At 61.3% G+C, this 24,281-nt stretch carries 17 protein-coding genes and 3 pseudogenes; 9 read left to right on the forward strand and 11 right to left on the reverse strand.

What is annotated here, in order from left to right; all coding sequences use genetic code 11:
• Window positions 1-770 precede the first annotated feature (770 nt).
• A pseudogene (locus NKJ76_RS27260) lies at window positions 771-1,387 on the reverse strand (oxygen-independent coproporphyrinogen III oxidase); the annotation flags it as partial.
• 1,048 nt (window positions 1,388-2,435) lie between these two features.
• On the opposite strand from NKJ76_RS27260, the gene NKJ76_RS27265 reads away from it, so the two are divergent.
• From NKJ76_RS27265 to NKJ76_RS27275, 3 genes are read left to right on the forward strand one after another with little or no spacing between them, the layout of a single operon-like run.
• Complete coding sequence (locus NKJ76_RS27265) at window positions 2,436-2,741, forward strand: hypothetical protein (RefSeq protein ID WP_245271846.1); 306 nt, start codon at window positions 2,436-2,438, stop codon at window positions 2,739-2,741.
• A 50-nt stretch (window positions 2,742-2,791) separates the two neighbouring features.
• Window positions 2,792-3,133: a Fic family protein gene (locus NKJ76_RS27270; protein ID WP_352538802.1), complete on the forward strand. Its 342-nt coding sequence runs from the start codon at window positions 2,792-2,794 to the stop codon at window positions 3,131-3,133.
• A gap of 23 nt (window positions 3,134-3,156) precedes the next feature.
• Entirely contained in the window at window positions 3,157-3,576 is a 420-nt protein-coding gene (locus NKJ76_RS27275) for a Fic family protein (protein WP_352538803.1), read from the forward strand.
• A 77-nt stretch (window positions 3,577-3,653) separates the two neighbouring features.
• Here the strand turns inward: NKJ76_RS27275 and NKJ76_RS27280 are convergent, their stop codons facing one another.
• Both NKJ76_RS27280 and NKJ76_RS27285 read right to left on the reverse strand, forming a co-directional pair.
• On the reverse strand, window positions 3,654-5,147 hold the full coding sequence (locus NKJ76_RS27280) for an NAD-dependent succinate-semialdehyde dehydrogenase (RefSeq protein WP_352538804.1): 1,494 nt from the start codon (window positions 5,145-5,147) through the stop codon (window positions 3,654-3,656).
• Window positions 5,148-5,270: 123 nt separating this feature from the next.
• Entirely contained in the window at window positions 5,271-6,650 is a 1,380-nt protein-coding gene (locus NKJ76_RS27285; protein ID WP_352538805.1) for an aminotransferase, read from the reverse strand.
• 161 nt (window positions 6,651-6,811) lie between these two features.
• Here NKJ76_RS27285 and NKJ76_RS27290 point away from each other — a divergent pair, with 161 nt between their 5' ends.
• From NKJ76_RS27290 to NKJ76_RS27305, 4 genes are all read left to right on the forward strand, one after another.
• On the forward strand, window positions 6,812-7,630 hold the full coding sequence (locus tag NKJ76_RS27290) for a transketolase (RefSeq protein WP_245263162.1): 819 nt from the start codon (window positions 6,812-6,814) through the stop codon (window positions 7,628-7,630).
• A complete protein-coding gene (locus NKJ76_RS27295) occupies window positions 7,627-8,607 on the forward strand; it encodes a transketolase family protein (protein WP_352538806.1) in 981 nt (326 codons plus the stop codon). The genes NKJ76_RS27290 and NKJ76_RS27295 overlap by 4 nt, the downstream gene beginning before the upstream one ends.
• 33 nt (window positions 8,608-8,640) lie before the next feature.
• A complete protein-coding gene (locus NKJ76_RS27300; RefSeq protein WP_023737065.1) occupies window positions 8,641-9,954 on the forward strand; it encodes an aspartate aminotransferase family protein in 1,314 nt (437 codons plus the stop codon).
• A gap of 88 nt (window positions 9,955-10,042) precedes the next feature.
• Window positions 10,043-10,726, forward strand: a complete 684-nt coding sequence (locus NKJ76_RS27305) for a GntR family transcriptional regulator (RefSeq protein ID WP_023737066.1) — start codon at window positions 10,043-10,045, stop codon at window positions 10,724-10,726.
• A 44-nt stretch (window positions 10,727-10,770) separates the two neighbouring features.
• Here NKJ76_RS27305 and NKJ76_RS27310 read toward each other — a convergent pair whose 3' ends face one another.
• The 7 genes and pseudogenes from NKJ76_RS27310 to NKJ76_RS27340 form a co-directional block, all read right to left on the reverse strand.
• Window positions 10,771-12,564 carry a hydantoinase B/oxoprolinase family protein gene (locus tag NKJ76_RS27310; protein WP_023768620.1) on the reverse strand — a complete coding sequence of 598 codons (1,794 nt, stop codon included), beginning with the start codon at window positions 12,562-12,564 and terminating at the stop codon, window positions 10,771-10,773.
• Between the two features lie 32 nt (window positions 12,565-12,596).
• On the reverse strand, window positions 12,597-14,657 hold the full coding sequence (locus NKJ76_RS27315) for a hydantoinase/oxoprolinase family protein (RefSeq protein WP_352538807.1): 2,061 nt from the start codon (window positions 14,655-14,657) through the stop codon (window positions 12,597-12,599).
• A 16-nt stretch (window positions 14,658-14,673) separates the two neighbouring features.
• Window positions 14,674-15,663, reverse strand: a complete 990-nt coding sequence (locus NKJ76_RS27320) for an ABC transporter permease (protein ID WP_352443109.1) — start codon at window positions 15,661-15,663, stop codon at window positions 14,674-14,676.
• Window positions 15,656-16,630 carry an ABC transporter permease gene (locus NKJ76_RS27325; protein ID WP_352443110.1) on the reverse strand — a complete coding sequence of 325 codons (975 nt, stop codon included), beginning with the start codon at window positions 16,628-16,630 and terminating at the stop codon, window positions 15,656-15,658. Before NKJ76_RS27325 ends, NKJ76_RS27320 begins: the two co-directional genes overlap by 8 nt.
• Entirely contained in the window at window positions 16,627-18,111 is a 1,485-nt protein-coding gene (locus tag NKJ76_RS27330) for a sugar ABC transporter ATP-binding protein (protein WP_352538808.1), read from the reverse strand. The genes NKJ76_RS27325 and NKJ76_RS27330 overlap by 4 nt, the downstream gene beginning before the upstream one ends.
• A 92-nt stretch (window positions 18,112-18,203) precedes the next feature.
• Window positions 18,204-19,274 (reverse strand): TMAO reductase system periplasmic protein TorT, encoded by a 1,071-nt coding sequence (gene torT, locus NKJ76_RS27335; protein WP_352538809.1) that lies wholly within the window; start codon window positions 19,272-19,274, stop codon window positions 18,204-18,206.
• A gap of 477 nt (window positions 19,275-19,751) precedes the next feature.
• Window positions 19,752-20,257 (reverse strand): annotated as a pseudogene (locus NKJ76_RS27340) (ISNCY family transposase); the annotation flags it as partial.
• Window positions 20,258-20,622: 365 nt separating this feature from the next.
• Here NKJ76_RS27340 and NKJ76_RS27345 point away from each other — a divergent pair.
• The gene (locus tag NKJ76_RS27345) at window positions 20,623-21,375 is read left to right on the forward strand and encodes an SDR family NAD(P)-dependent oxidoreductase (protein ID WP_286461381.1); all 753 of its coding nucleotides are present in this window, start codon (window positions 20,623-20,625) and stop codon (window positions 21,373-21,375) included.
• Between the two features lie 11 nt (window positions 21,376-21,386).
• On the opposite strand, the gene NKJ76_RS27350 is transcribed toward NKJ76_RS27345, so the two are convergent.
• Window positions 21,387-22,055 (reverse strand): GntR family transcriptional regulator, encoded by a 669-nt coding sequence (locus tag NKJ76_RS27350; RefSeq protein WP_352538810.1) that lies wholly within the window; start codon window positions 22,053-22,055, stop codon window positions 21,387-21,389.
• A gap of 851 nt (window positions 22,056-22,906) precedes the next feature.
• Between NKJ76_RS27350 and hemA the strand changes: the two are divergent.
• Window positions 22,907-24,120 (forward strand): annotated as a pseudogene (gene hemA, locus NKJ76_RS27355) (5-aminolevulinate synthase).
• Window positions 24,121-24,281 lie beyond the last annotated feature (161 nt).

Consider the following 24,281-nt stretch of genomic DNA (forward strand, 5'->3'; position numbering starts at 1 on the left):
GATCTCTGCGCACCCGGCTCATGGCGAGTTCCCCTCGAACACTGTCGTCGGCTTCCGCTCAAGGAAGGCTCCCCGACCACGGCAAACCTGCCGCCGTGCTCGTGACCGTCAAGGACAAGTCGCCGCGCGATGAGGTCTGCGGGCCTCCATCCTTGACAAGTCACTGCGCGCTGGCGGCGACAGGCGACGGGTAATATAAGGTCGGGACGAGGAGATGGTCGCCAATCGGTCACGCAAGATGGTTGACGAAATGACTCGAGAGCAAAGCTTGACAATCATCGCCCCATTCACGCCAGACTTCTCCTGTGCGTTCATCATCGGCCACGGCTCCTCGCTGCCCCGACAAGGCTATCGCCGCCCGGCCGGGCAAGCGATATCCCAGGTTCCGACGTGTTCCTTTCATGCTTGATGGACCTAGGCCCCGGCAGGCATGTGGCTGGGTTCTTGGTCGCGGATCTGTGAGGCAAGCACGGGGTAAGCGACGGCTCGACCCACCATTGGGAAGGCCGGCTTCGGCACGGAGGTGCGGCCTCGGCGTTGAAAGGCATCGGATCGGGTGTAGCAGGACTTTCGAACTAACTGCCGACAACACACTGGATAGGCCGTTCTCGTCGTTCGGTCCAGTTCACCAACGCCTATGTCGACATTTTACGGCGCTTCACTACTAACCGGGCACCGCACGATGGCAGCTCGTTCTCTCCGGCAAAAGGTACTCCCTGTGTTAGCTTCCGTGTTGTGTGCTTGCCCTCAACTGCGGGATACGTAAGGCCATCCCTAAAAGCATCGAATGCGGCAGCAACAGCGCGAATCCCAAAGCGATGCTCCCGCCGTACGCGGACAAGACCGTTTTCGAAGTCCACTATTCCGTCCTTGGCCAGCATCGCCAAACGCTCATCTGAACCGCGAAGACGGATCGGATCAGATCCGTGGGCGACACAGATTGCCGGCACGTCAGCCTCGAAATCGCACATTAATCGCTCGATGATTGCGGCTCGCACGCGGTCGTCGTGAGGCGATGGCCCTTCGATGTCGCCAGTCGGCCAACTGCGATGTGCTGGATGTAGATATCCCGTGTAACTTCGTTTTGAACGTACCCCTGGCCGATGCGGCCGATAGCCGACGCGCCGAAACCGATCAGGGTTCTGCAGGTATCGGCAGAGTAGCCCAACGAGTTACGTCGCAGGCGACCGGTTTCCTGTGCCAGCGCGAGCTCGTCGTCCGGCAAGGCGAAATGGTCGAGCCCGATCTCCCGGTAGCCGGCGGCAACCAGCGTCACGGCGACAGCCGCATGCTGTTCAGCGCGGGCAGCGCTGGCAAGCCGGTCGGGGCGCATGGCGACCGCTGCCCTCGCCGTCTCGACCCACGACACCACCGTTTGACGCGGCAGGCGTCCCATGGTGATAACAAACCACCTTGCCGCTGAGCTCGCCTGTGTCTTTGCGTTATGCCAGTCCGTTCCGCTTAGATGTCTTGGCTGTTCCCGCCGAGACCTCACGCGCACCGTTTTGTTCCCACCATCCCTCCCCGTCAGCTCCGCCTGGGAAATTCTGCCAGCTTGCCGGATCCGACGAGATAATGCAGCGCTGGGACGGACTTTGCTCGCCAGCTAGCGACCGTGGTGATCTCTGCCAAAAGGACGAGGCCATGAACGCGATCGGCGCTAACGGTGGGCGTTTGTATAAGACTTGTGGTGGGAACTGGGCCTTCTATGCTGGCGCCACATACAAGCTCAACGAGACAACTTCGTTCTACCTTCGGCTCTCCCGGTGACCAGCTCTCAGTAGCGTCGCGGCAAACGTTGCCTATGGGCTTCTTTTCGATTTCACAGCTACGGCGACTCCAAACTCAGCAGTCGGCAAGATGGAAGCTTCCAACGGGAACTGCCCAATGCGAACAAGAAGAGCAGTGTCGGCAGTAATCCTGCGCTTGGAACGCTCATCCTAACGCCGTGAAGCGTTGAGCTCCGAGGTTGGGCAGACCAAACCCGCAACACGCTCCAAGAGAACGGCGCATAGAAGCCATACGAGATTGCAGCCTAGCCTTCGGGGCCGGACGTTGTTTCATATCAGACCGGTGGGGATGAAGCCTGCCATCCAGCAACCGGTCAGTTTCAGGTCAAACTTGAACTCCCAGTCGGGTCAGAACGCGATCAACTGGCAGTCCGACGCACTTAAAAATGACAAATGGATCGCCTGCTTTTGGGCCATCCATGGGGAATTCGGGCGCGAGAGAACAAGCTCACACAGCATAAGCGAAGCTCCAGGCGAATCTTGCGCTGGCCGAGGCAGAACCATGTTTAAAGCTGCCTGTTTTCCACCTCGAACCTGCCTGAGTCCGGCCGATCGTCATAGATCGGCTAAAGCATCGGCCAGATGGCTCCCCCAATTACGGTTTGTGCATAGTTGTCAGTACGATAGGCCTGCCGAACATCGGCCATGATCATCATCGGCAGCATCGATTTGTGTCCAAGCCTGGCGACGTCGGCTGTTTTGGGCAAAAGCCTGCACTCGCGTACCGCAGCCAACCTCGCCCATCTCGTGCGCATCATGAACACCTACTACAGCAACCTGATCGAAGGCCACGATACGCGCCCGCGCGACATCGAACGGGCGCTGGTCGGAATTTCGATCGAGACGAGAACCGCCGCAATCTGCAGCTCGAGGCGGCCGCGCACGTTCGCGTGCAAGCCGAGATCGACCGCCTGGCTGCCGATGGGCAGTTGCCGGAACCGGCATCGGTAGGTTTTCTTCGATGGCTGCATGCGGAATTCTACCGCGATGCGGAATCGCCCATGCTGACCATCAAGGGTTCCGGCCGTGAGTTCGTCATGGCGCCAGGTGAGTGGCGATCGAAGCCAGAGCATGACGTCGCCATCGGCCGGCATGAACCGCCTTCGAGCGATCGCGTCAACGATTTCATGCAATACTTTGCCATGCGTTATCGCTTCGATAAGCTGGGCAAGGCGGGACGCATCCTGACCATTCCTGCCGCGCATCACCGCTTCAACTACATTCACCCGTTTCCGGACGGCAACGGACGCATCAGCCGATTGATGAGCCACGCCATGGCCCTCAGGCCGGGGTCGCCGCGCACGGGCTGTGGTCGATCTCACGAGGCTTGGCACGTGGCGTGAAAAGCCGAACGGATTACAAGAGCATGATGGATCATGCCGATATGCCCCGCCAGGGTGATCTCGACGGACGTGGCAACCTCTCCGAACGCGCACTCGGCGATTTTACCTTATGGTTCCTGCAGGCGTGTATCGATCAGGTGAGCTTCATGACCGGACTGTTCGATCTCGACACGTTGGCCAAGCGGCTGTATCGGCATGTGGAGCGCAGTGGTCTGAAGCCCGAAGCCGGCCGCCTCGTGGAGGAAGCGCTCACGCGCGGTGAGTTTGACCGCGGCGAGGCATCCCGTATTAGCGGACTACCCGAACGTACGGCGCGTCGAGTGTTCAATGACGTAATCGCGCTCGGACTATTGGCGTCGGAAACGCCAAAGGGCCTAGTGTCCCTACGCTTTCCGGCGGACGCTCTGGACGCGCTGTTTCCGAAGCTTTTTCCGGAAACGTAAGAGCATAGGGCGCTCACGATCTTAGGTCACTTCTCCTCGGAACCGGAAAGATTTTCACCGGATCACCCGCGGGTTCGTCATTCCGCGTTCTGAGACGTGGGAAAAGCCGGCGCACTAGAGCCGAGGCCGCCGATGCAGACATATTTGGTGTCGAGGTAATCCTCGATGCCCTGATGTCCGCCTTCCTTGCCGAGACCCGATTCCTTGACGCCGCCGAACGGCGCCTCCGGCGTGGTGATGAGGCCTTCATTGACGCCGACCATGCCGTATTTCAGCCCTTCCATGACGCGGAAGGCGCGGCCGAGATCGCCGGTGTAGAAATAGCAGGCGAGGCCGAATTCGGTGTCATTGGCGAGTGCTATCGCCTCCTCTTCGGTCTCGAACTTGAACACCGGTGCGACCGGGCCAAAGATCTCTTCCTTCATGAAGCGCATCTTGGGCGTCGCATTGGCAATGACCGTCGGCTGGAAGAACGAACCGCCGAGCGCATGGCGCTTGCCGCCGGCAACGATCTTGCCGCCCTTGGATGTGGCGTCGGCGATCAGTTCTTCGACCTTCTCGACCGCCTTCTCGTCGATCAGCGGCCCCTGCTGCACGCCGTCCTCGAGGCCGGATCCGACCTTCAGCCCATTGCTCGCGGCAGCGAGCTTCTCGACGAACTTGTCATAGACGCCAGACTGAACCAGGAAGCGGTTGGTGCAGACGCAGGTCTGGCCGGAGTTGCGATACTTGGCGGTGATCGCACCGGCGACCGCACGCTCGAGGTCGGTGTCATCGAAGACAATGAACGGCGCGTTGCCACCGAGCTCCATCGACACCTTCTTGACGGTGACCGACGACTTCTGGATGAGAAGCTTGCCGACTTCGGTCGATCCGGTGAAGGTGATCTTCGACACCAGCGGATTGGCGCAGATCTCGTCGCCGATCTCGCTTGCCGAACCGGTCAGGATGTTGACGACGCCCTTGGGGAAGCCGACCTCCTCTGCGAGCGCACCCCAGGCGAGGCCCGAATATGGCGTCTGCGAGGCCGGCTTGACCACTGCGGTGCAGCCGGCGGCGAGCGCCGGGCCGAGCTTGCGGGCCAGCATCGAGGACGGGAAATTCCACGGCGTGACGGCGGCGATGACGCCGACCGGCTCCTTGGTCACCAGGATGCGGCGGTCCGCCCATGGCGAAGGCACGACATCGCCATAGGTGCGGCGACCTTCCTCGGCGAACCACAATATGTAGGCCGCGGCCGAGCCGATCTCGCCCTTCGATTCGAACAGCGACTTGCCCTGCTCGATGGTGAGCAGTTCGGCCAACACGTCCTGATTGTCCATCATCGCGTCATGCAGCTTGCGCAGCAGCTTCGAGCGCTCGAGGGCGGTGGTCTTGCGCCACGACTTGAAGGCGGCGGCGGCGGCTTCAATGGCGCGGCGGGTCTCGGCCCTGCCCGACTTCGGCACGGTGCCGATCTTGAGACCGGTGGCCGGGTTGTTGACGTCGACCGTCAGTCCGCTGTCGGCCTGCACCCACTCGCCGTTGATGAGATTGGCCTGGCGCATGAAATGGCTGGTTTTCTGAAGCATGGTCTGGCCTCCGTTCGGATAAGACAATCAGGATCCTGTATGCTGGCTACGGCTCGCGCTTGCCCAAGCGCCTTTCGCGCGGCCGGCCCCTCCAGCGACGTCTCGCCGCCTCGCCGGGCGGGTTCATGCCGACTGGTCAGTCCGCGCATGGGCCGCCGCGGTCTCATCAAGAGCCGCGCGAATGCCATCAACCATGTAATCGATCTCTTTAGTGGCGATGACGTAGGGCGGGCAGATTGCCAGCACGTCGCCCATGTTGCGGATCATGACTCCGTGCTCGCGGCACCGCCGCTCGACATCGGTGCCAATTCGCAGCTCCGGCGCAAAGGCGCGACGGGTGGCGCGATCCTCGACGATCTGGATCCCCGCTATAAAACCGCGGCCGCGGACCTCGCCGACCAGTGTATGGTCGTTGAGCGCGTCCGCGAGCGCTGCATGCAGATAATCGCCGAGACGGCGCGCCTGGCTCAAGAGATCGATCTCACGGTAGATCCTGATCGCCTCGGCGGCGACGGCGGCTGTCACCGGATGGCCGGAATAGGTGAAACCGTGGCCGAACACGCCGACCTTGTGGGCCTCGTCGGCGACGCACTGGTAGACCTTGTCGGAGATAATGACGCCGCCAATGGGCAGATGACCGGATGAAAGCCCCTTGGCGACCGACAGCATGTCCGGTTCCATGCCAAAAGTCTGGCTGCCGAACCAATTTCCGGTGCGTCCGAAACCGCAGACCACCTCGTCGGACAGCATCAGGATGTCGTATTTGCGCAGCACCGCCTGAACCTTTGGAAAATAATTCTCCGGCGGTACCAGCACGCCGCCGGCGCCCATGACTGGCTCTGCGATCATCGCGGCAATCGTCTCTGGCCCCTCCGCCAGGATCAGGGCCTCGAGTTCCTGGGCCAGGCGCGTGGCGTAGTCATGCTCCGCCTCGCCCGGCAGACCGTCGAGATAATGGAACGGCCGCGCGGCGAATATGACGGGAAGCGGCGGCAGGTTGAAGGACTTGTGCATGTGCGGCAGCCCACTCAGCGCCGCGCCCATGATCGTACTGCCGTGGAAGGCGCCAAACCTGCTGATGATCTTGCGTTTCTCCGGACGTCCCCGCGCGGCCTGGTAATACCAGGCGAGCTTGATCATCGTATCATTGGCTTCCGAACCGGAGCCGACCAGAAAGACGCGCGCGTGGTCGAACGGCGCCAACGCGGTAAGCTGCTCGACGAGTTCGACGGTGGGCTCGTTCGAGCGGTGGTTGAAGGTGTGGTAGACGGCGAGCTTGCGCATCTGGCGGTCAGCAGCGACAGCCAGCCGGCTGTCGCTGAAGCCAAGCGAGGCGCACCAGAGTCCGCCCATGCCCTCGATATAGCGGTTGCCCGCGTCATCCGTGACGGTCGCGCCTTCGCCGGCCACGATCGTCAACGGACCATGATCCTCATGCAGGCGTGGATCCGTTTGGGAATGAAAGTGCCTGGCCATGTCCAGCACGCGCGATTCGTTGTTCATCAAAAATCTCCTTGCGACCAGATAGGCGGTTGCTTCGGCGAGGAATATCTTATAACTTATAAGTTGTCGAGAAAAAATGATCCCGAGAGTGACGTCCAATGGCCAACGCACCCACTCCTTCAAACAACACCCTGCCACCCGACGCGGAGCGGATCGCCCTGTTGCGCGACAGGGCAGAGTTCGTCCGGCTCGAGACGCTGCGCCTCATCCAGATCGCCAAGGTGGGCCACTATTCGTCGGTGTTCTCCTGCGCGGAAATATTCGCCACGCTCTACTACGATGCGATGCGGCTGAGGCGCGGCGAGCCGCAATGGCCGGACCGCGACCGCTTCCTTATGGGCAAAGGGCACGCCGCGGTCGGCCTTTATCCGCTGCTGGTCGACTGGGGCTTCTTCTCCAAGGACGTCCTCGATGGCTATACCCGGCTCGGCAATCCGCTTGGCGATCATCCCGACATGCGCAAGGTGCCCGGCGTCGATTTCAGCTCCGGCTCGATCGGCCATGCCCTGTCCGGCGGCCTCGGCATGGTGCTTGGCGGCCGTGCGGCCAACCGGCGCTTCGATGTCTATGTCCTGCTCGGTGACGGCGAGATGCAGGAGGGCCAGGTCTGGGAAGCGGCGCTCTCCGCCGCCCACCATAAGGCCGGCAATCTGATCGCCATCGTCGACCGCAACGGATACCAGCTCGACGGGCAGGTCGACGACATCATCGGCATCGAACCGTTGGCCGACAAATGGGCGGCGTTCGGCTGGCAGGTGCACGAGGTCGATGGGCACGACGTCGTCGCTCTCGCGACGCTGCTGCGACAGTTGAAGGCCGAGGCAGACCGCACCCGGCCCGTCTGCATCATTGCCAAGACCTCCAAAGGCAAGGGCGTTGGTTACATGGAAACCGAACCCGGCTGGCATCTGGGCTATCTCGCGCCATCGGACGAGGCCTTGGCCGCCGAAGAGATCAAGCGTGGAGGCAAAACACAATGAACGGCCCGATCGATACCAACTCCTGGCAGTACCGCCAGATCAACGCGCGCGCGCCTGGCCTGAGTTACCTGGCCAACGCGCTCATTGAGCTGGTCGAAGACGGTTATCCGGTCGTGGCCGGTACGGCCGACCTTCAATATTCCAACGGGCTGGTGCGGTTCGCGCAACGCTTTCCCGAACGCTTCACGCAATTTGGCATTTCCGAGCAGAACATGGTTTCGGCTGCTGCCGGCATGGCCAGCACCGGCGCCATGCCGTTCGTCGCTACATTCGCTTCTTTCCTGGCGCTGCTGTGCTGCGAACAGATCAGAACCGACGTCGCCTATTCGGCGCTGCCGGTGCGGCTGATCGGTCATCATGCCGGTATTTCACTCGGCTTCTACGGCACCTCCCACCATGCGACGGAAGATCTTGCCATCATGCGAAGCATCGCCGACCTCACGGTCGTCGCGCCGGCTGACGGCCCGCAACTGGCGGCCGCCGTCAAGGCGTCTGTCAATCATGCCCAGCCAATCTACTTCCGCATTGGCCGCGGCCAGGAACCGCTGGTCTATGAAGACGACGGCGTCGAGTTCCAGTTCGGCAAGGCGATCGTTCACGGCGAAGGATCGGAACTGACCATCATCGCCTGTGGCTCGATGGTCCATCCCTCAAGGGAGGCTTACCGGGCGCTGCGCGCGGCGGGCAAGTCCGTCGGACTGATCGACATGCATACGGTGAAGCCAATGGATACGAAGGCAGTGCTCTCGGCCGCGGCTCACTCCCGCTTCATTCTAACCATCGAGGAACACAATATCCTGGGCGGTCTGGGCGGCGCCGTGGCGGAAATCCTGGCGGAGGCGGGCAGCCCGGCACGGTTGATACGCCATGGCATCCGCGACGAATACAGCCTGATTGCGCCGCCAACGCATCTCTACAAGCACTACCGGCTGGACGCGGCGGGAATCGAGGCCACCGTTCTTGAAGCCCTCGGCTGAGCCGGCGGACCATAGCCATGCACGGACATTCCGATGACCGATCAGAATAACACCGCCCGACTCATCGAGCGCGCCGGTGCGGTGATGCCGGGCGGATTGCTCAGCCCGAGCCGCAGGCTCGGCGCGCCGCATGTATTTGCCCGGGCGCAGGGTGCGTTTCTCTACGACGTCGATGGACACCAGTACACCGACTTCCACTGCGGCTTCGGCGCCAATGTGCTTGGCCACTGTCATCCGGCGGTGCGTGAACGCATCGCTGCGGTCTCCCAGGACATCGATCTTGTCGGCGCGGGAACGATGCGGCTAGAGATCGAGGTGGCGGAGGCGCTGGTCGACTGCATCCCTTGCGCGGATCTCGTCGCCTTCTGCAATTCCGGATCGGAGGCGACCTATCACGCCCTGCGCCTTGCCCGTGCCGCCACCGGTCGCAAGCGCATCATCAAGTTCCAAGGCGGCTATCATGGCTGGCACGACTATGTCGCCATGAACGTACAGTCGCACGCGCAGGCGATCGGCAAGTACGATCCCATCAGTGCTGGCATCCTCGAGGATGCCGCCCGTCACACCATCGTGCTGCCTTACAACGATGCCGGCGCCGTCGAGGATTATCTCAAGGCCAATCCCGGCGATGTCGCGGCGATCATCATCGAGCCAATCGCTCACAATATGGGGTCGGTGATCGCGACGGATGTTTTCCTGCGCGAGCTGCGTCGCCTGACCAGCGATCATGGTGTCGTGCTGATCTTCGACGAGGTCATCACCGGCTTTCGCCACGCGCTCGGCGGCTATCAGTCGATCGCCGACGTCACGCCTGATCTCGCGACCTTCGGCAAGGCGGCCTCCTCAGGCTATCCCGTTGGCGTGGTGGCCGGTCGTCGCGATCTCATGGCGCTCGTCGGCCGGACCGGGGAAGGATCCGTGTTCATGGGCGGTACTTTCAACGGCACGCCGTCGACGCTCGCCGCCATGCAGGCGACGATCGAGGAGCTGTCGAAACCAGGCTTCTACGACCGCCTGTTTGCCCTCGGCGCTTTCATGCGCACGCAGCTGGATGGCATTATCGATCGCCTCGGCCTGCCCGCGCAGAGCGCCGGGTTTGGCTCGGTCTGGCTGATCTATTTCCTCAGCGGTCCTTACCGCGACTACCAGGACTTGCTGGGCAACGACGATGTTTTCGATCTTGCGTTCCGCAGAGAGATGGTGGCGAACCGGCTGATCGGCCAGCCGCTTCCGCTCAAGCGTCTCTACCTGTCAGGGAGCCATGACCGGGCGACAGTCGAGAAATCGCTGGATATCATCGAGACAATCCTGCGCAAGCTCTCCGCTGGGAAACCCGCCAGCTCCTAGCCATGTTTCGCAACGGACTTATAGGATATAAGAGCGTCTCGCACTATCCGTTGTCGATTCGGTGCGGCCAAGATTGCAGCGGTGGACCATGAGCACGATGCAGCCAATCGAGCAAGGCAGTCTGTCGGCGAGAACTTATATCTCGCTGCGCGAAGCCCTGATCGCCGGCAATTTCCGGCCCGGCGAAAGACTGTTGATGCAGGATCTGGCGCAACGGCTGGGCACCAGCGTCACGCCTGTGCGCGAGGCCTGTTTCAGGCTCGTCAGCGAGCAGGCGCTGGAACTGCGGTCAGGGCGGTTCATCACCGTTCCAGAGCTGACCCGGTCGCGTTACTGGCAGGTCCGGCTCATTCGCATCGCGCTCGAGGGACTAGCGGCCGAACTCGCCGTTGAGCATGTTTCGGAGAAGGACATTGCAAAACTGGTCGAGATCCATCGCGATTTCGTGGCCGGCGAAACGTCCGGCGATGCTGACCGCGCCCGTCGCGCCAATCGTGAATTCCACTTCGGCGTCTACCGCCTGTCCAAGATGGATATGCTGATCGCGCAGATCGAAAGCCTGTGGGTCTCGATGGGCCCTATCCTTAACGTGTATTATCTGCAGGCCGAGAACGATTACATCGGCGCGGAGGAGCACGAGACGCTGATCGAAGCGTTCCGGACCCGCAACAAGAAGGTGGCGCGTAAGGCGATCGAACGCGACATCGTGCGCGGTGGCATGAACCTGTTGCGGTATTTCGACGAGCAGGACGCGGCCGCCAAGCGGGCGTGATCGAAGCCGCCGGTCATTTGCTGGCGACCTCTCTTCGCGCTGGCTCAGGCCGCCCGAAGGCGCGCGGTGGCATCCTGGTCGACGGCCCAGACGCCCTGCTCGGCGTCCAGCACCAGGGCAACCTTGTAGGACTTGCGAGCCGCTTCGCTTGTTAGCCAGCCGCGGCCAACGCTGGCCGCGACACGGCGGACATCGCGCTTGGTCGGGTCGCCGTAGCCGCCGCCGCCACAGGCAACGAACTCGATGCGCTCGCCGGCGCGGCACGCCTCCTCATGGAAGGCCGGCAATTCCACCAGCTTGCCATCCGTGCCGCGCTTGGCACTGCGACTTGCTTTGGCGTCACCGCCGCCCAGCACGCCACGCGGCGGAAAGGTTGTGCCATCGGCCGAGTAGACCAGTGTCATCTCGTGGTCGACGGGATAGAAGACACCGCCCACCGCGGGAGCGCCCTCGAACTCGCCAATGCCTTGGGTATCCGCCACCACGCCGCGCGATTCAATGATGATGGGATACATGGATTCGTCCACTTCCACGGAATCCAGCGCGATCAGGCCGCCATTCGCCGGCCCGCAATATGTCAACCAGCCGTCATAGCCGTGACGCGCGCCGCCGCCGGCGTAGCCAATGAAGACCTGGTTGACGTAGGGCTGCCCGTCCTTGAACGGATCCTTGCCCGAAATCACCCCGATCCCCGCCGGCAGGTGCGAGCCGCTCTCGGCCTGGCCATAGGGTTCTCCCATCGTCGAGAACACGCAATTGCCGGCGATGATCAACCGGTCGTTGACATTGGTGGTCGCCACCGAGGTGCCTACTGGGTAGCGGGGCTTGCCAACCACGCTTCCCTCCCGCATCAACACCTTGATCCGGCTCTTGGCGCCCTCGTTGTGCGGGATGCCGTCGTCGAGATTGTTGAAGACGCCAATGCGGCACGAGCCCGTGCAGGTGTTTTCCGACAGGTTGAGACCGCCAGGGACGTTATCCATGTTGTCACGCACGTCGACCGTGATCTCGCCGGCTTCAGGGTCGACATCGATGGTGATCCGGACCGGGATGCCCTCCTCCGCCACGCCGGGGACCGGGTCATGGCGGACCTCGTAGGAGAACTTGCCCTTCGGCAATTTGGCGATCTCGGCCATGGCGCGACGCGCACCGTAGTCGAACCAGTCCTCGACGAAATCCAGCAGCGTGTCGCGGCCGTATTTTTCAAGCAGTTCCAAGAGACGGCGTCGACCGGTCCTGCAGGCGCCGATCTGGGCTCGCACGTCGCCCAGCCAGATGTCTGGAACACGGTTGCGCATCATGCCGATGCGCAGGATGTCCTGCTTCTCCCGGTGCTGTTCGACCACACGCACGCAGGGAAAGTGGATCCCTTCCTCATAAACGTTCTTGGCAAATGGCAGATAGGTCGAAGGTGTCGGCGCGCCAGTATCGGCGTGATGGGAAAGCGCCACGGCCCAGAACAGCGGCTTGCCGTCGAAAAAGATCGGCATCGCCATGATCAGGTCGGCATGATGGGTGCCGCCAGTGTATGGGCAGTTGTTGAGGAAGATGTCGCCGTCGGCGATATCGTCGAACAACTCCGTTATCGGACGGGTCGCCAGATCCATCGACATGACGTGGATCGGCAGCGCGTCCTCGGTGGAAACGAGGCGGTGATCATAGGTCAGGATCGCACAGCTCAGGTCGCGGGCGTTCTTGATCACCGCTGAGCGGCTGGCCCGCATCACGACCAGCGTCATTTCCCGCACCACCGCCTCGAACCGGCTTTTGAGAACCGACATCAGGAACGGATCGACGCGGCGCGTTGGCGTCTCCAGGCGAATGACAGGTGAATTCATTTTACGATGCCTTGTTCGGGAAGGTTTGAGTCTCAATCGACTGTCACGACAATGTTGCCTTGCGGGTCCACGCGCCCGCGATGTCCGTCCTTCAGGAAGGCGGTGAACGTCGTCGCCTCAACCAGGCATGGCCCATCAAGCGCCGCCCCCGCGCCCAGCTGGTCCATGTCGTAAACAGGCAGAGAGCTCGTCCCCCGGGTTTCGTGCAAATAAGCTGACCGATGGGTCTTGGCGACCGGCGCCGTCGCCTGGTCGGCCAGCCTGAAATCCTTCCAAGCATCCTGATTGGCCCGCTTGCCCACCGCGCGCAGCTTCCAGTTGGTGAATTCGACAATGTCGCGGTCGGATCTGATCGAATAGATGCGTTCGTGCATCTGATGAAACGCTTCGACGAGACTTGGGAGTTTTTCCGCTTCGAGGCGCGCCTCATTGGCCTCGAAATGGACCTCGATCTCCCAGGACTGGTACTCGTAGCGACCAAGAAAGGAGAACTCGAAACGCCGCAGCTCGGGCTCAACGCCGGCCTGTTCGAGGAATGCTTCGCCCGACACCTTCAACCGCGCCAGGATGTCGGAGACGCCGGCGGCGTCGAAGCGCCGGGTCGAGGTCAGGAAAACCGCGCTTTCCTCGCGCGTGATATCAGAGATCAACCCGCCGAACGCGCTCAGCCCGGCCATGAAGCGCGGGATCATGTAGCGTTTCAAGCCCAATATGTCGGCCATCTCGGCGATGTGGATGGCGGTCGCGCCGCCGCCGCAGACAAAGAAACTGTCGCGTGGGTTTATGCCCTCGCGAATGGTGATTTCCTCGATGGCCCCGACCATGTTGTGGTTGCTGGTGGTCTGGATGGCGTAAGCCGCGTCGAGCAGCGGGATGCCGAGCCGCGTCGCGATGCTCGCGACCGCTTTCTCGGCCAGATCGCGGCTGATCTTGATCCGGCCGCCGAGAAAATAATCCGGGTCAATGATGCCGAGCACGACATTGGCGTCGGTGACCGTCGGCGCGGTGCCGCCCGCTCCGTAGCATGCCGGCCCCGGCCGCGCGCCAGCGCTTTGCGGCCCGACACGAAGCAGGCCGCCATCGTCGACCCAGGCAATCGACCCGCCGCCGGCGCCAACCGATCTCACATCGACTTTCGCGATCCCCAGCGAGTCGTCGTGGATCATGCTGTCCGGGGTGACGATGATCTGGTGGTCACGCAAAGCCGAGACGTCGAAGGTGGTGCCGCCCATGTCACCGACGATGACGTTGGCTTCGTCGCTCAGCGCCAGCGCGGCCATCGGCGCCAGCGTCGGCCCCGACATGACGCTGTAGATTGGCCGCCGCAGCATCTCGGCGGGAGGCATCATTCCACCGACGCAGTTGGCGAGCAGCAGCTCGCCCTGGAAACCCGCCTGCGAAAGTGCTTGCCGCAAGTCCTCGATGTAGGTGCGCACGATCGGATTGATCGACGCGTCGATAGCGGCCGCGATGATGCGCTTGTACTCGCGCGACATCGGATTGACTTCATGGCTAAGCGTGACCGGGATCTCCGGCCATGCCTGCGCGATGATATCGCGCACCGTTGTTTCATGGATGGGATTGACGACCGACCAAAGCAGACCGACCGCTATCGCTTCGACCCCATAGCGCCGGAAGTCGGCTATCGCCGCCTCGACATCGGATCTCGACAGAGGCGTGAGCTCCCGCCCGCGCGCATCGACGCGGCCCCGCGCCGTCTTCGTCAGGTGGCGCGGGACATAGGGCTCGGGATAGTCGAGCCGCCACTGGAAGGCGCCCTTGCGCGGCCCCTCGCGCAGGACGAGGATGTCCTGATGTCCTTCGTTGAGGATCAATCCGACCTTGACGGTCTTGCGCTCGACCAGCGCGTTGGTCGAGACGGTCGAGCCGTGTACGATCAAGTCGATCTTGGTCATGAACGTCGCGGGATCGAGCCCGTATCCGGCCGCCGCCACGTGCAGCACGTTGATGAATCCCTTCTCGAATTCGCCGGGCGTGGTGGGCGATTTGAAGATCGAGATTTTCCCACCGGGCTCGGAAACCAGGCAATCGGTGAAGGTTCCGCCGATATCGATGCAGACTTGATAAGCCATTTAAGGTCCGAAGCTGTTAGCGTTTCTTGTGATCGCGGCCCAGTATCAGGCTGGCCAGAATGATGAGGCCCAAAAGAACCTGCTGCAGATAGCCGTCGACCTGCATGAGATTCATGGCGTTGGAAATGACCGTGATGAACAGGGCACCGAGCAGAGCCGCCGTGACGCCTCCCTCGCCGCCGGTCAGCCGCACGCCACCGACCACCGCCGCCGCTATCGATTCCAGGGTCAGGTTGCCGCCAAGGTTGGGCTCGCCCGACCCGGTGCGCGCGGTGAGCAGCATGGCGCCAATCGCGGCCAGCAGCGAGCAGACCACGTAGTCGATCGCAACGACACGTCCGGTGCGAACGCCCGCCGCCTTCGCCGCGCGCGGGTTGGCACCGATGAGATACAGGCCGCGGCCGAACACGGTGAAGCGCAGGACCAGGAACAGCAGTGCGAAACACAGCGCGGCGAACACGATGGGCACCGGAATGCCGATCACCCGTCCCTCCGCCAAGGCCTCCGTGAAGGCTTCGGGAATGCCCGGCACGGGAAAGCCGCCGCTGACGGTTGCCGCCAGCGCCATGACAATGTTGGCCATGCCGAGCGTCGTCACGAGTGGATTGATGCCGATACCGGCGATGAGGAAGCCGTTCAGCCCGCCGATCAGCAGCCCGACGCCGAGGCCGGCGGCGATTCCCCACAGGATGGGCATATCGCCGGTTCCGGTCATCACCATCGCCGATATGACGCTGACGAGCGAGACAGTAAAACCAAGCGACAGGTCGAAGCCGCGCGTCAGCAGCACCATGGTCTGCGCCATGGCGAAGAGTGCGAGATAGCTGGTCTGGATCGCGATGTTCCAGAGATTGCCGCTTGAAACGATGCGCGGGTCGAGCAGACCGAGAACTAGCAGGGCCAGGAATACGAGCCCCGGCAGCTTGGCCTGCGCCGCGAACTGGCGGATGTCCGGGCGAGCGCGGTCAAGAACAACCGGAGCCGCCATGTCTGGACGATCAGACATTGGCCCGCCTCCCCTGAACAATTCGGTCGAAAGCCAGTGCGCCGATGAGCACGGAACCGAGAACCAGCGTCTGGAATTTGCTGTCGATCTGCGTGAGGTTCATCGCATTGGCGATGATTGAGAGGCACAGCGCCGCCATGGCGACGTTCTCGGCGCGGCCTGAGCCACCGCGCAATGAAACGCCGCCGATCACCGCCGCTGCGATCGTCTCCAGTCCCAGCGTCCCGCCGATCGTCGACTGGCCAGAACCGATGCGAGCGGTGATCAGCACACCGGTGAGCGCGGCCAGAAAACCGGAGAGCACATAGGCGGTTATCAGCACACGGTGTGTGCGCACTCCCGACAGCCGGGCGGCGCCGACATTGCCGCCGACGGCGTAGAAGTGGCGCCCGAGCGCGGTCCGACGCTGCAGAATGATGGCGATGGCGATCACCACGATCGCCAGCAGCAAGACCGGCGGCAGGCCAAGCACCTGCCCTCGCCCGATGGCATCGACGAAGGCGTCGGAAACGCCATAGATCGGGATACCCTGCGTGTAATAGAGCGTAATTCCCGCGACGATCGACAACGATGCCAACGTCACCATGAAAGGTGATAGGGAAAGCCGCGCCACCAGCGTTCCGTTTACCAGGCCAACACAGGCGCCGCTGGCCAAGGCCAGCGCCACCGGTACCAGCAGCTGGAGCCCATCCGCGTCGGGCATCGCGGCCATCGCCGCGGCCGTGACCACGGACGCCAACGCCATCGTGGCGCCGACCGACAGATCAAAACCACCGGTGGTCATGACGATCATCTGGCCGATCGCCGGAACCGCCAGGAAGGAGAAATTGCGCAGGACGTTGAGGATGTTCAGGCGGTTCAGAAAACGCGGTTCGATGATCGCGGCCGCCGCCGCGACCGCGACCAGAAGCAGGATGACGATCCCGCCTGTTTCCAGAAAACGGCGCCGCAGCATGTCAGGGCTCATGCTGCCTCCGTGGCGCCGGTTTGGGCGTCGAAATAGTGACGCAGCACGGAGGCTTCGGTGATGCCGTCGGCTTTGAGTTCGGCGACTATGCGCCCTTCACGCATGACGTAGACGCGGTTGGCCAGGTGAACGAGCTCCGGCAGTTCGGACGATGACAGCAGAATGGCCGCGCCATTCTCCACCAGGCTTTTCATAAGCCGGTAGACCTCGCTTTTGGCGCCGACGTCGATGCCAACCGTCGGTTCATCGAAAATATGGACCGAGACTGGGCGCATCAGACCGCGCGCCAGCACGAGTTTCTGCTGGTTTCCTCCCGAAAACGACGACGCCGCGCGTTCCGGCGCCATAGGTCGCAAACCCAGTGTCTTCAGCGGCCCGGCTATCGCCCGGCGCTCGCGCCATGACTTGAGCAGTCCGGCGTGGGACAGTCTCGGGTCGTCAAGCGCGGCCATGGTCACGTTCTCGCGGCCCGGACGGCCAAGCGCCAGTCCCTCGGCGCCGCGATCAGCTGGATAGTAACAAAGTCCAGCACGCAACATGCCGTGCGGGACTGGCGCTCTTACCACCGCGCCATGGAGTTCGATCTCACCGGACGTCACCCGCTCCAGGCCGAACACGGCCCGGCAAAGTTCGCTACGACCGCAGCCAACCAGGCCCGCCAGGCCGACGATTTCTCCAGCCCTGACCGTGATGGAGGCATCTGACACGCTACCGGAGACACGCAGCCCTCTGGTCGCCAGCACGACCTCGGCGGGGCGCTGGCTGATTGACGGGTAGATTCGCTCGACCGGCTGGCCGACCATCATCTCAATGAGCGCAGCATCGGATGCCGCGGCGATGGCCACGGTATCGATCTTACGCCCTCCTCGCAGCACCGTGACACGATCCGCGAGCCGACGGATCTCGGCCATGCGGTGCGACACATAGATAATGCCGACGCCCCGGGCCTTGAGACCCGCGATGGCGGCGAAAAGTTTTTCCGCTTCACCGTCGGTGAGCGACGCGGTCGGTTCGTCCAGGATGAGTATCTTGGCATCCGAAAGCATGCCTTTGGCAATCTCGACCATCTGCTTTTGCGCCCGGGTCAGCGTTTCGATCTTGCTGTCCAGCTCGACGTGAAAGCCAATTTCGCGGAAGCGTTCCTCGGCGCGGGCGCGCATCGCGCGCCGGTTCAGGAAAAGCCGCCCTTTCAACTCGCGTCCAAGAAACAGGTTCTCCTCGACCGTGAGGTCGGGGACGAGACTAAATTCCTGGAACACTGCCGCGACGCCGGCATCGCGGGATTTCTGTGGGGTCAGCGCGGAAACGGTTTGGCCGTCGATACGGCACGAGCCTTCGGTCCAGCCATACGTTCCCGCTATCAGGTTGATGAGCGTCGACTTGCCGGCGCCGTTTTCACCGAGAAGGGCATGGACCTCACCGCTCAACAGCGAGAAGTCGACGCCGTCAAGCGCCACCACACCCCCGAAACGCTTCGTCATACGCGTAAGTTCAAGCATCGCTGACACCACCGAACTCGAAGCAAAACGGGCGGCAGGCCAAGGCCGAGGTCTACCGCCCATCGAAGATGTGGCTATTGTACCGAAAATTCAGGCTTCCACCCATCGGGCGCGAAAATCTGCGTCGGGTCGATTTTGTCGACGTTGTCCTTGGTCACGATACCCGGCGCGACCAGCAGAACCTTCTCATAGTCCTTCTTTTCCAAGGCGCGCACCGCGAGGTCGACGCTGATGCGGCCCATCATCACCGGATACTCGGCGGCAAAGCCAAGCACCTTGCCTTCCTTGACCAGCTTCAGCATCGTCTGGTTCTCGTAAGACGACATGATCACGACATCGTCGCGGCCAGCGTCGGCGACGGCGCTGACGGCCGCTTCCGCCGCAGCAGCCCCGCCCCAGATGACATTGAGATCGGGATAGGTCTGCAGGGCGTCCTCGATGAGGCGCAGGCTTTGCGGAACGCCGGGCTCACCATAGAGCTCGGCCGCGAGCTTGATGTTGCCGGTTTTGATGCTGTCGCGAAAGCCCGCCATATAGCTCTCCGCCCAACCCGATCCCTGCGGACCCGGCAGGCCGATCGCGGTCGTCTTTTTGTCGCCGAGATACTTCTTGAGGTACTCACCCTCCTGAAAACCCTTCTGGTAGGTATCGGGAGTGATGCGCGCGGTGATCGGAGTTTCCAGAATGGGATTGGCGACGGCGATCTGGACAAGGCCCTTGGCGTCGCCCTCCTTCAGCTTGGCCGCCAGACCGGCTTCCGAGATGGCGGCGACGAGGATACTCTGGGCACCGGATGCGACGCAATCGTCGTATTGCGACAGCTGCTTGGGCAGCGCGTCATAGCCGCCAGCCTGCAGGACCGTCACTTTGACACCCAGGCGCTTTGCTTCCTCAACGATACCATAGTCGACCGAGACCCAGTAGCTGTCCTTGAGGTGCGGAAACAAGACGCACAGGTTCCAAGGCTTCTCGGCCTTTTCCAGCGGCACATAGTCGAGTGCCTCGACTTTTTTCAGATCGCCGCCTTTGGCCGCGTTGATCTTGAAGGGCCACCAATCCTTGGCCTGGGCGGCGTTGGGCAGGACGGCCACGCCGGTGACGAAAGCCGCCGCGAGGATGGATCGGAAAGCGTGATTCTTGGTCATGTGATTCCCCATTTTCGTGTGTTCCCGGGTCCGGAGCCGGCGATTTCGCCGGCTCCGCGGTCTGCCTTGGGAGCAGAGGCTTGCTGGCGGATCGTAGTACCGTCTAGGCGAGTTCGCCTTCAGGGCCATCCGCGCCGTTGTTCATTTTCACAGCGCTACCGTACTACTTATAAGTTATAAGTCAATAGGGTTTTTCATTAGCCGGTGCTCAGCCGGGAAAGTGTCTTCAATCGCGGTTTCGCTGCCTCGACCGGGATCACAATCCATTTGACGAAAGACGAGGTCGGAGACAGCAGCCATGCAACTGGCCGCGGCGATGTGGGCTTCCTCGCGACCGACCGGTATGCGGCTTGTCGATCGAGTTGCCTGACATCAAGCGCCGGCGAATAAGTCAAAGCGATCAGCGTGGCCTTCGAATACAGAGCCATTGGTCAGCAGCCGCACTTCGCTATCGACCAAATCGTCATAGTGTCTTTAGGGAGGAGATGTGCCCAGTGCATTCGCGTGCTGCAACAGCCGCGCTGAACCGCACCGCAGCGTGCCATAACACGCTGCGGTCGGATGATTGTTGAAATGACGGTTCCCCGCGCACGACCGTGCCGCTTTCCAACTTCTCTCGTCTGGCGCTTGCCAGCCTGAGTTCTTCCTAGAGGTCGGCGCCCGGATTGCGGGTGTTGTCTTGCGACTTCATTCTCCCGGCAGCCGGGCAAAGGCCCGCAACGTGGAGGCTTCTAAATGGAACGCGGGTTCCCGATGCTTAGTGGGTGGTGCTGCTTGAGCAGGGGCAGGGCAGCACAGCCTCCGCCGGCAAGCCGTCGCGGCCGGTTCCCTTGATGGCGTGCCGGCGCAAGTCCCGCGTCACCAGGCTCGCAAATCGCGATGCACGTCCAGCCATTGCGACATGGTTTTGCCAGCTGAGAGGCCGATCCCGTGTACGGCGAACAGTCGAAACACTGATTGGTCGGTGTGCGTTCTTGGCGTATTGTGCAGCACTTCTGGCATTACTGGCCTTGCGGGGATGACGAGTCGGTCATGCGACAGTATGCATGTCCCTATCGGAATAGCCGGTCCGCCTTATCGGTCGTCACACCCGCATATCGCTCCGCTTCTAGGGAACACCCCATCACGCGAGGAAAGACATGGCCACATGCGCAGTATCGCCAATCCAGCCGTTGGGCCGACGGCCCGGCGCTTGGGCCAGTCCACCGGCTTTAACCTGCGTCACAATTGATCCACTGATCCTAGGTGACGACAACGTTGTTCGTCATGATTTGATGGGGCGGGGATTGGCCCAAAAGCGAGCCCCCCAAACTGTGCGGTTGCCAAATACGTAATGGAGTGAATTGGAATGATCATCGTAACAGGCGCCACGCACGGGATTGGGCGGGCCTGCGTGGAGAAACTTGCGTCTGCCGGTTCCAGAGTGGTGGCGACCGGCCGAGATGCAGAAGCGGGCGCGGCGCTCGAACGCGCCAATCACGGTGTCACGTTCGTTGCCGGTGACATTATCCGTGAAGACGATTGCCGCCGTGTCGTCGACCGTGCGCTTGAACTTGGCAACGGCCGGCTCGCGGGGCTCGTGAACAATGCCGGCATGTCGAAGCGCATTGCCTTCGCCACCGCCACCCAGGACGATTGGGATGAGGTCCTTGCGGTTAATGCACGCAGCGTCTTTTTCTTCATCCGTCATGCGCTGGACGGCTTGCGGCTCGGGAGGGGTTCAGTCGTCAACATGGCCAGCATCGCCGGAAAGACGGGCGAAGAAGGGCTCGCTGCCTACTGCGCCTCAAAGGCCGCGGTCATCGGGCTGACGCAGGCCCTCGCGCTGGAGTTCGGCGAGGAGATCCGCTTCAACGCTGTCTGCCCCGGCCAGATCGAAACACGCATGATGGGCAACATCATAAGCGATGCACTGCGCAAGAAGCAGCTCGAACTGCGGATCCCTGCCAACCGCTTCGGTGCCCCTGAAGAGATCGCTGATGTGGTCGCTTGGTTACTTTCGAATCAATCGAGCTATGTCAACGGCACGGTGGTGACTGTAGACGGCGGGGAAACAGCCGGCCTGCGCACACCGCGCGTCGCGCAGATCGATGGTGCTTAGGGCAATTCAGCTCAGCCGGAGCCGCGCTCGTCGAAATAGCGCAGAAAACCATGTGAGCCTCGCTGGATGTCGTTCTCGATCGCCTCGCGGGCCCTCTTCCTGTCGCCAGTCCTCAAGGCCTCGATGAGATGGTCATGTTCTTCCGCGCCGGTGTACCCGCGCGGAATTTCCCGATCGTAAACGTTAAGGATTGGACCCATCGAGGCCCACATGCTTTCGATCTGTCCGATCAGCATCGGCATACGCGACAGGCGGTAGACGCCGAAGTGGAAAGCGCGATTGGAGGATCGCGCTTCCTTGATATTACCGGCCTTATGGCTCTCTACAAATGAGGCGCGGAAGGTCTCAAGCTGTTCGAGATCGGCGGGGGCAAAATGGTCGGCAGCGTGTTCTGCCGCAAGCCCTTCAAGTGCCACGCGGATCAGCTTGATCTGAATGTAGCGGGCGCGGCTGAGGTCTGGCACCGCGGCGAACCTGCCGGAGCGCAACTCGAGCGCCTGCTCGCTGACGAGCCGCAGACAGGCTTCGCGCACCGGCGTAATGCTGGTTCCGAGCTGCCCGGCAAGATCCTGCATAAGGAGACGATCGCCCGGCGCGAAATTGCCGATGATCAAGCCATCCCGCACCTTGCTGTAAATCCGCGCGGACAGGCTGCCCATCTCCTCGGGCTGCATCTTCATAGGGCCCATGGGACTCCCCTCGCCTCTGCTGCAGCTCTATGGAAATGTCGATTTACGCGTTTCACTACGTTTATAAGTTATAATCGCTGCCTATATTTCGTTATGCAGCGGCAGACAAGTACGTGCACGTTAATTGTCTGCAGCAAACATGTCCGTTTTCATAATTATTTGTGAAATTTTGTTTCATATAAAAACAAGGAGACCCTTCTTTTCCGATTCTGACAATGGAATGTGACGACAGAAAAAGGCGCGATCTCATCTGCGTGGCATGAGTTGGTGTGCGAGAGATGATGACATCTGAAGGAGCCGGGAAGCTTACATGTCAATTTCCAGTCTGATGGGCAGAAATTTCCGATTCTGAGGCGACTCCGAACCGGCTGGACCGACGATGACGTCGGCACCGTCAAGATGATCCGGCAGGCCAGCACGTCCAAAAGCTGCGTATGGCGTTTGCAGAGCGTTTCGCCGCCGAAGGGCTTCAAGGGCTGTTGCGCGACAAGACGCGGCCCTCGCGCATTGCGGCTCTCGGGCCCGAAAGCCCGCCGAGCGCAGCTCTGACAAGGCCGCGACAGGAATCGAACGACGACTGGCCAGAATTATGAAATCGCTTGCGACACTCATGCAATTTCAGACATTTCAGTAACAAATAGATTTAACATTCTCTTCACTTGCACTTTGGGGCGCGTTACCCGAATTAGCTGGAGCGGCCGAAACCCCCGCAAGATCAAGCGCGTAGTCGAAATCCAATCTTGCTGGTGCTTGTCGAGGGATGCGACGCGATGGGCCGGCGCAGGTGCGCTGTGAAGCAGCACTGAGCGCGCCGAAAAACGGCTTCCCAACAGGAGATTGATTTGGATTATGTGCAGTATTTCGCCGGAAGAATCGAGCAACTCAAAGGCCGTGGCGGGTATCGTGAATTTGCCGATCTGGAGCGTCAGTCTGGCAACTTCCCAAAGGCCTGGCTCAATAGGCCCGACGGCCGAAAAAAGAGATAACCATTTGGTGCACTAATGATTATCTCGGTATGGGGCAGCACCCCAAAGTGCTATCGGCAATGAAGCGCGCCATCGATGCCAACGGCGCAGGATCGGGAGGATCCCGCAACATTGGTGGCACCAACCATTATCACGTGTTGCTCGAGCGGGAGCTTGCAGCTTTCCACAACAAGGAAGCAGGATTGATTTTTGTTTCCGGCTTCAGCTCAAACGATTCATCATTGAGTACATTGGCATCTTTGATGCCGGACACAATTATATTTTCTGACGCGCACAACCACGCTTCAATTATTAGAGGATGCCGCAACAGCCGGGCCGAAAAGCGCGTCTTCCAGCATAACGACGTTGCGCATTTGCGGGAGCTTCTGCGCAGCGTAAATCCTGCAAGACCCAAGATCATTGTTTTTGAATCGGTATATTCAATGGACGGTGACATTTCACCGATCAAAGATATCTGTGACATGGCGGACGAATTTGGCGCAATGACGTTTCTGGATGAAGTTCATGCATCGGGAATGTACGGTCCGAAAGGCGCCGGCATTGCCGCGGAACTTGGCATCATGGATCGTCCAACCATCATCGAAGGGACGCTAGGTAAGGCGTTCGGCTCGATGGGGGGTTATGTGACCGGACCTGCCTCCATTGTTGACAGCATACGAAGCTTCTCGATCGGTTTCATTTTCACCACGGCGCTTGCGCCAGCGCTAGCGGCTGGTGCGCTGGCAGCGCTGCGCCATCTTCGCGATTCAGATTCAGAACGAATTGATCTGCACCGGAAAACGAAACTTTTAATCGGATTGCTGAAAGAGGCGGGCATCCCCGTCATGCCGACCCGAAGCCACATCATTCCTGTGCCTATTGGTGATCCATTCCGTTGCAAGGAAGCGTCCCGCCAGCTTCTGGATCAGCATGGAATATACGTTCAGCCAATTCTGGCGCCGAGTGTTCCGGTGGGAACCGAGCGGTTCAGGGTGACGGTTACGCCTGCCCATAGTACGACAGATATTCGGACGTTCGTCGATGCGCTCAGGCAGGTTCTGCTGCGGGACAATCTTGGCAAGGCTGCCTAATGTAAATGCTGGGAACGACAGGGCGCGCAGCCTCAGACCTGATTATATCAGCCGGGCTCGCCGAGGTGGAAGCGGCGGTCAGCGATCCGGTTCTGACGCCCGATCGCATCTTCGAATGTCATCGGAAAGCAGTTCCGTAACCCGCAATGACAGCTTTCGCG

It is taken from the genome of Mesorhizobium sp. M0029 (genome assembly GCF_040323735.1).
GTDB lineage: Bacteria > Pseudomonadota > Alphaproteobacteria > Rhizobiales > Rhizobiaceae > Mesorhizobium.

Bases quoted from the DNA above. Each gene is read 5' to 3' on its own strand.
- NKJ76_RS27280 (WP_352538804.1), bottom strand. From the start codon at position 5,147: ATGCTTCAGAAAACCAGCCATTTCATGCGCCAGGCCAATCTCATCAAC.
- NKJ76_RS27320 (WP_352443109.1), bottom strand. From the start codon at position 15,663: ATGTCTGATCGTCCAGACATGGCGGCTCCGGTTGTTCTTGACCGCGCT.
- NKJ76_RS27295 (WP_352538806.1), top strand. From the start codon at position 7,627: ATGAACGGCCCGATCGATACCAACTCCTGGCAGTACCGCCAGATCAAC.
- NKJ76_RS27300 (WP_023737065.1), top strand. From the start codon at position 8,641: ATGACCGATCAGAATAACACCGCCCGACTCATCGAGCGCGCCGGTGCG.
- NKJ76_RS27315 (WP_352538807.1), bottom strand. From the start codon at position 14,657: ATGGCTTATCAAGTCTGCATCGATATCGGCGGAACCTTCACCGATTGC.
- NKJ76_RS27350 (WP_352538810.1), bottom strand. From the start codon at position 22,055: ATGAAGATGCAGCCCGAGGAGATGGGCAGCCTGTCCGCGCGGATTTAC.
- NKJ76_RS27330 (WP_352538808.1), bottom strand. From the start codon at position 18,111: ATGACGAAGCGTTTCGGGGGTGTGGTGGCGCTTGACGGCGTCGACTTC.
- NKJ76_RS27325 (WP_352443110.1), bottom strand. From the start codon at position 16,630: ATGAGCCCTGACATGCTGCGGCGCCGTTTTCTGGAAACAGGCGGGATC.
- NKJ76_RS27275 (WP_352538803.1), top strand. From the start codon at position 3,157: ATGATGGATCATGCCGATATGCCCCGCCAGGGTGATCTCGACGGACGT.
- NKJ76_RS27265 (WP_245271846.1), top strand. From the start codon at position 2,436: ATGATCATCATCGGCAGCATCGATTTGTGTCCAAGCCTGGCGACGTCG.
- NKJ76_RS27305 (WP_023737066.1), top strand. From the start codon at position 10,043: ATGAGCACGATGCAGCCAATCGAGCAAGGCAGTCTGTCGGCGAGAACT.
- NKJ76_RS27270 (WP_352538802.1), top strand. From the start codon at position 2,792: ATGCTGACCATCAAGGGTTCCGGCCGTGAGTTCGTCATGGCGCCAGGT.
- torT (WP_352538809.1), bottom strand. From the start codon at position 19,274: ATGACCAAGAATCACGCTTTCCGATCCATCCTCGCGGCGGCTTTCGTC.
- NKJ76_RS27285 (WP_352538805.1), bottom strand. From the start codon at position 6,650: ATGAACAACGAATCGCGCGTGCTGGACATGGCCAGGCACTTTCATTCC.
- NKJ76_RS27345 (WP_286461381.1), top strand. From the start codon at position 20,623: ATGATCATCGTAACAGGCGCCACGCACGGGATTGGGCGGGCCTGCGTG.
- NKJ76_RS27310 (WP_023768620.1), bottom strand. From the start codon at position 12,564: ATGAATTCACCTGTCATTCGCCTGGAGACGCCAACGCGCCGCGTCGAT.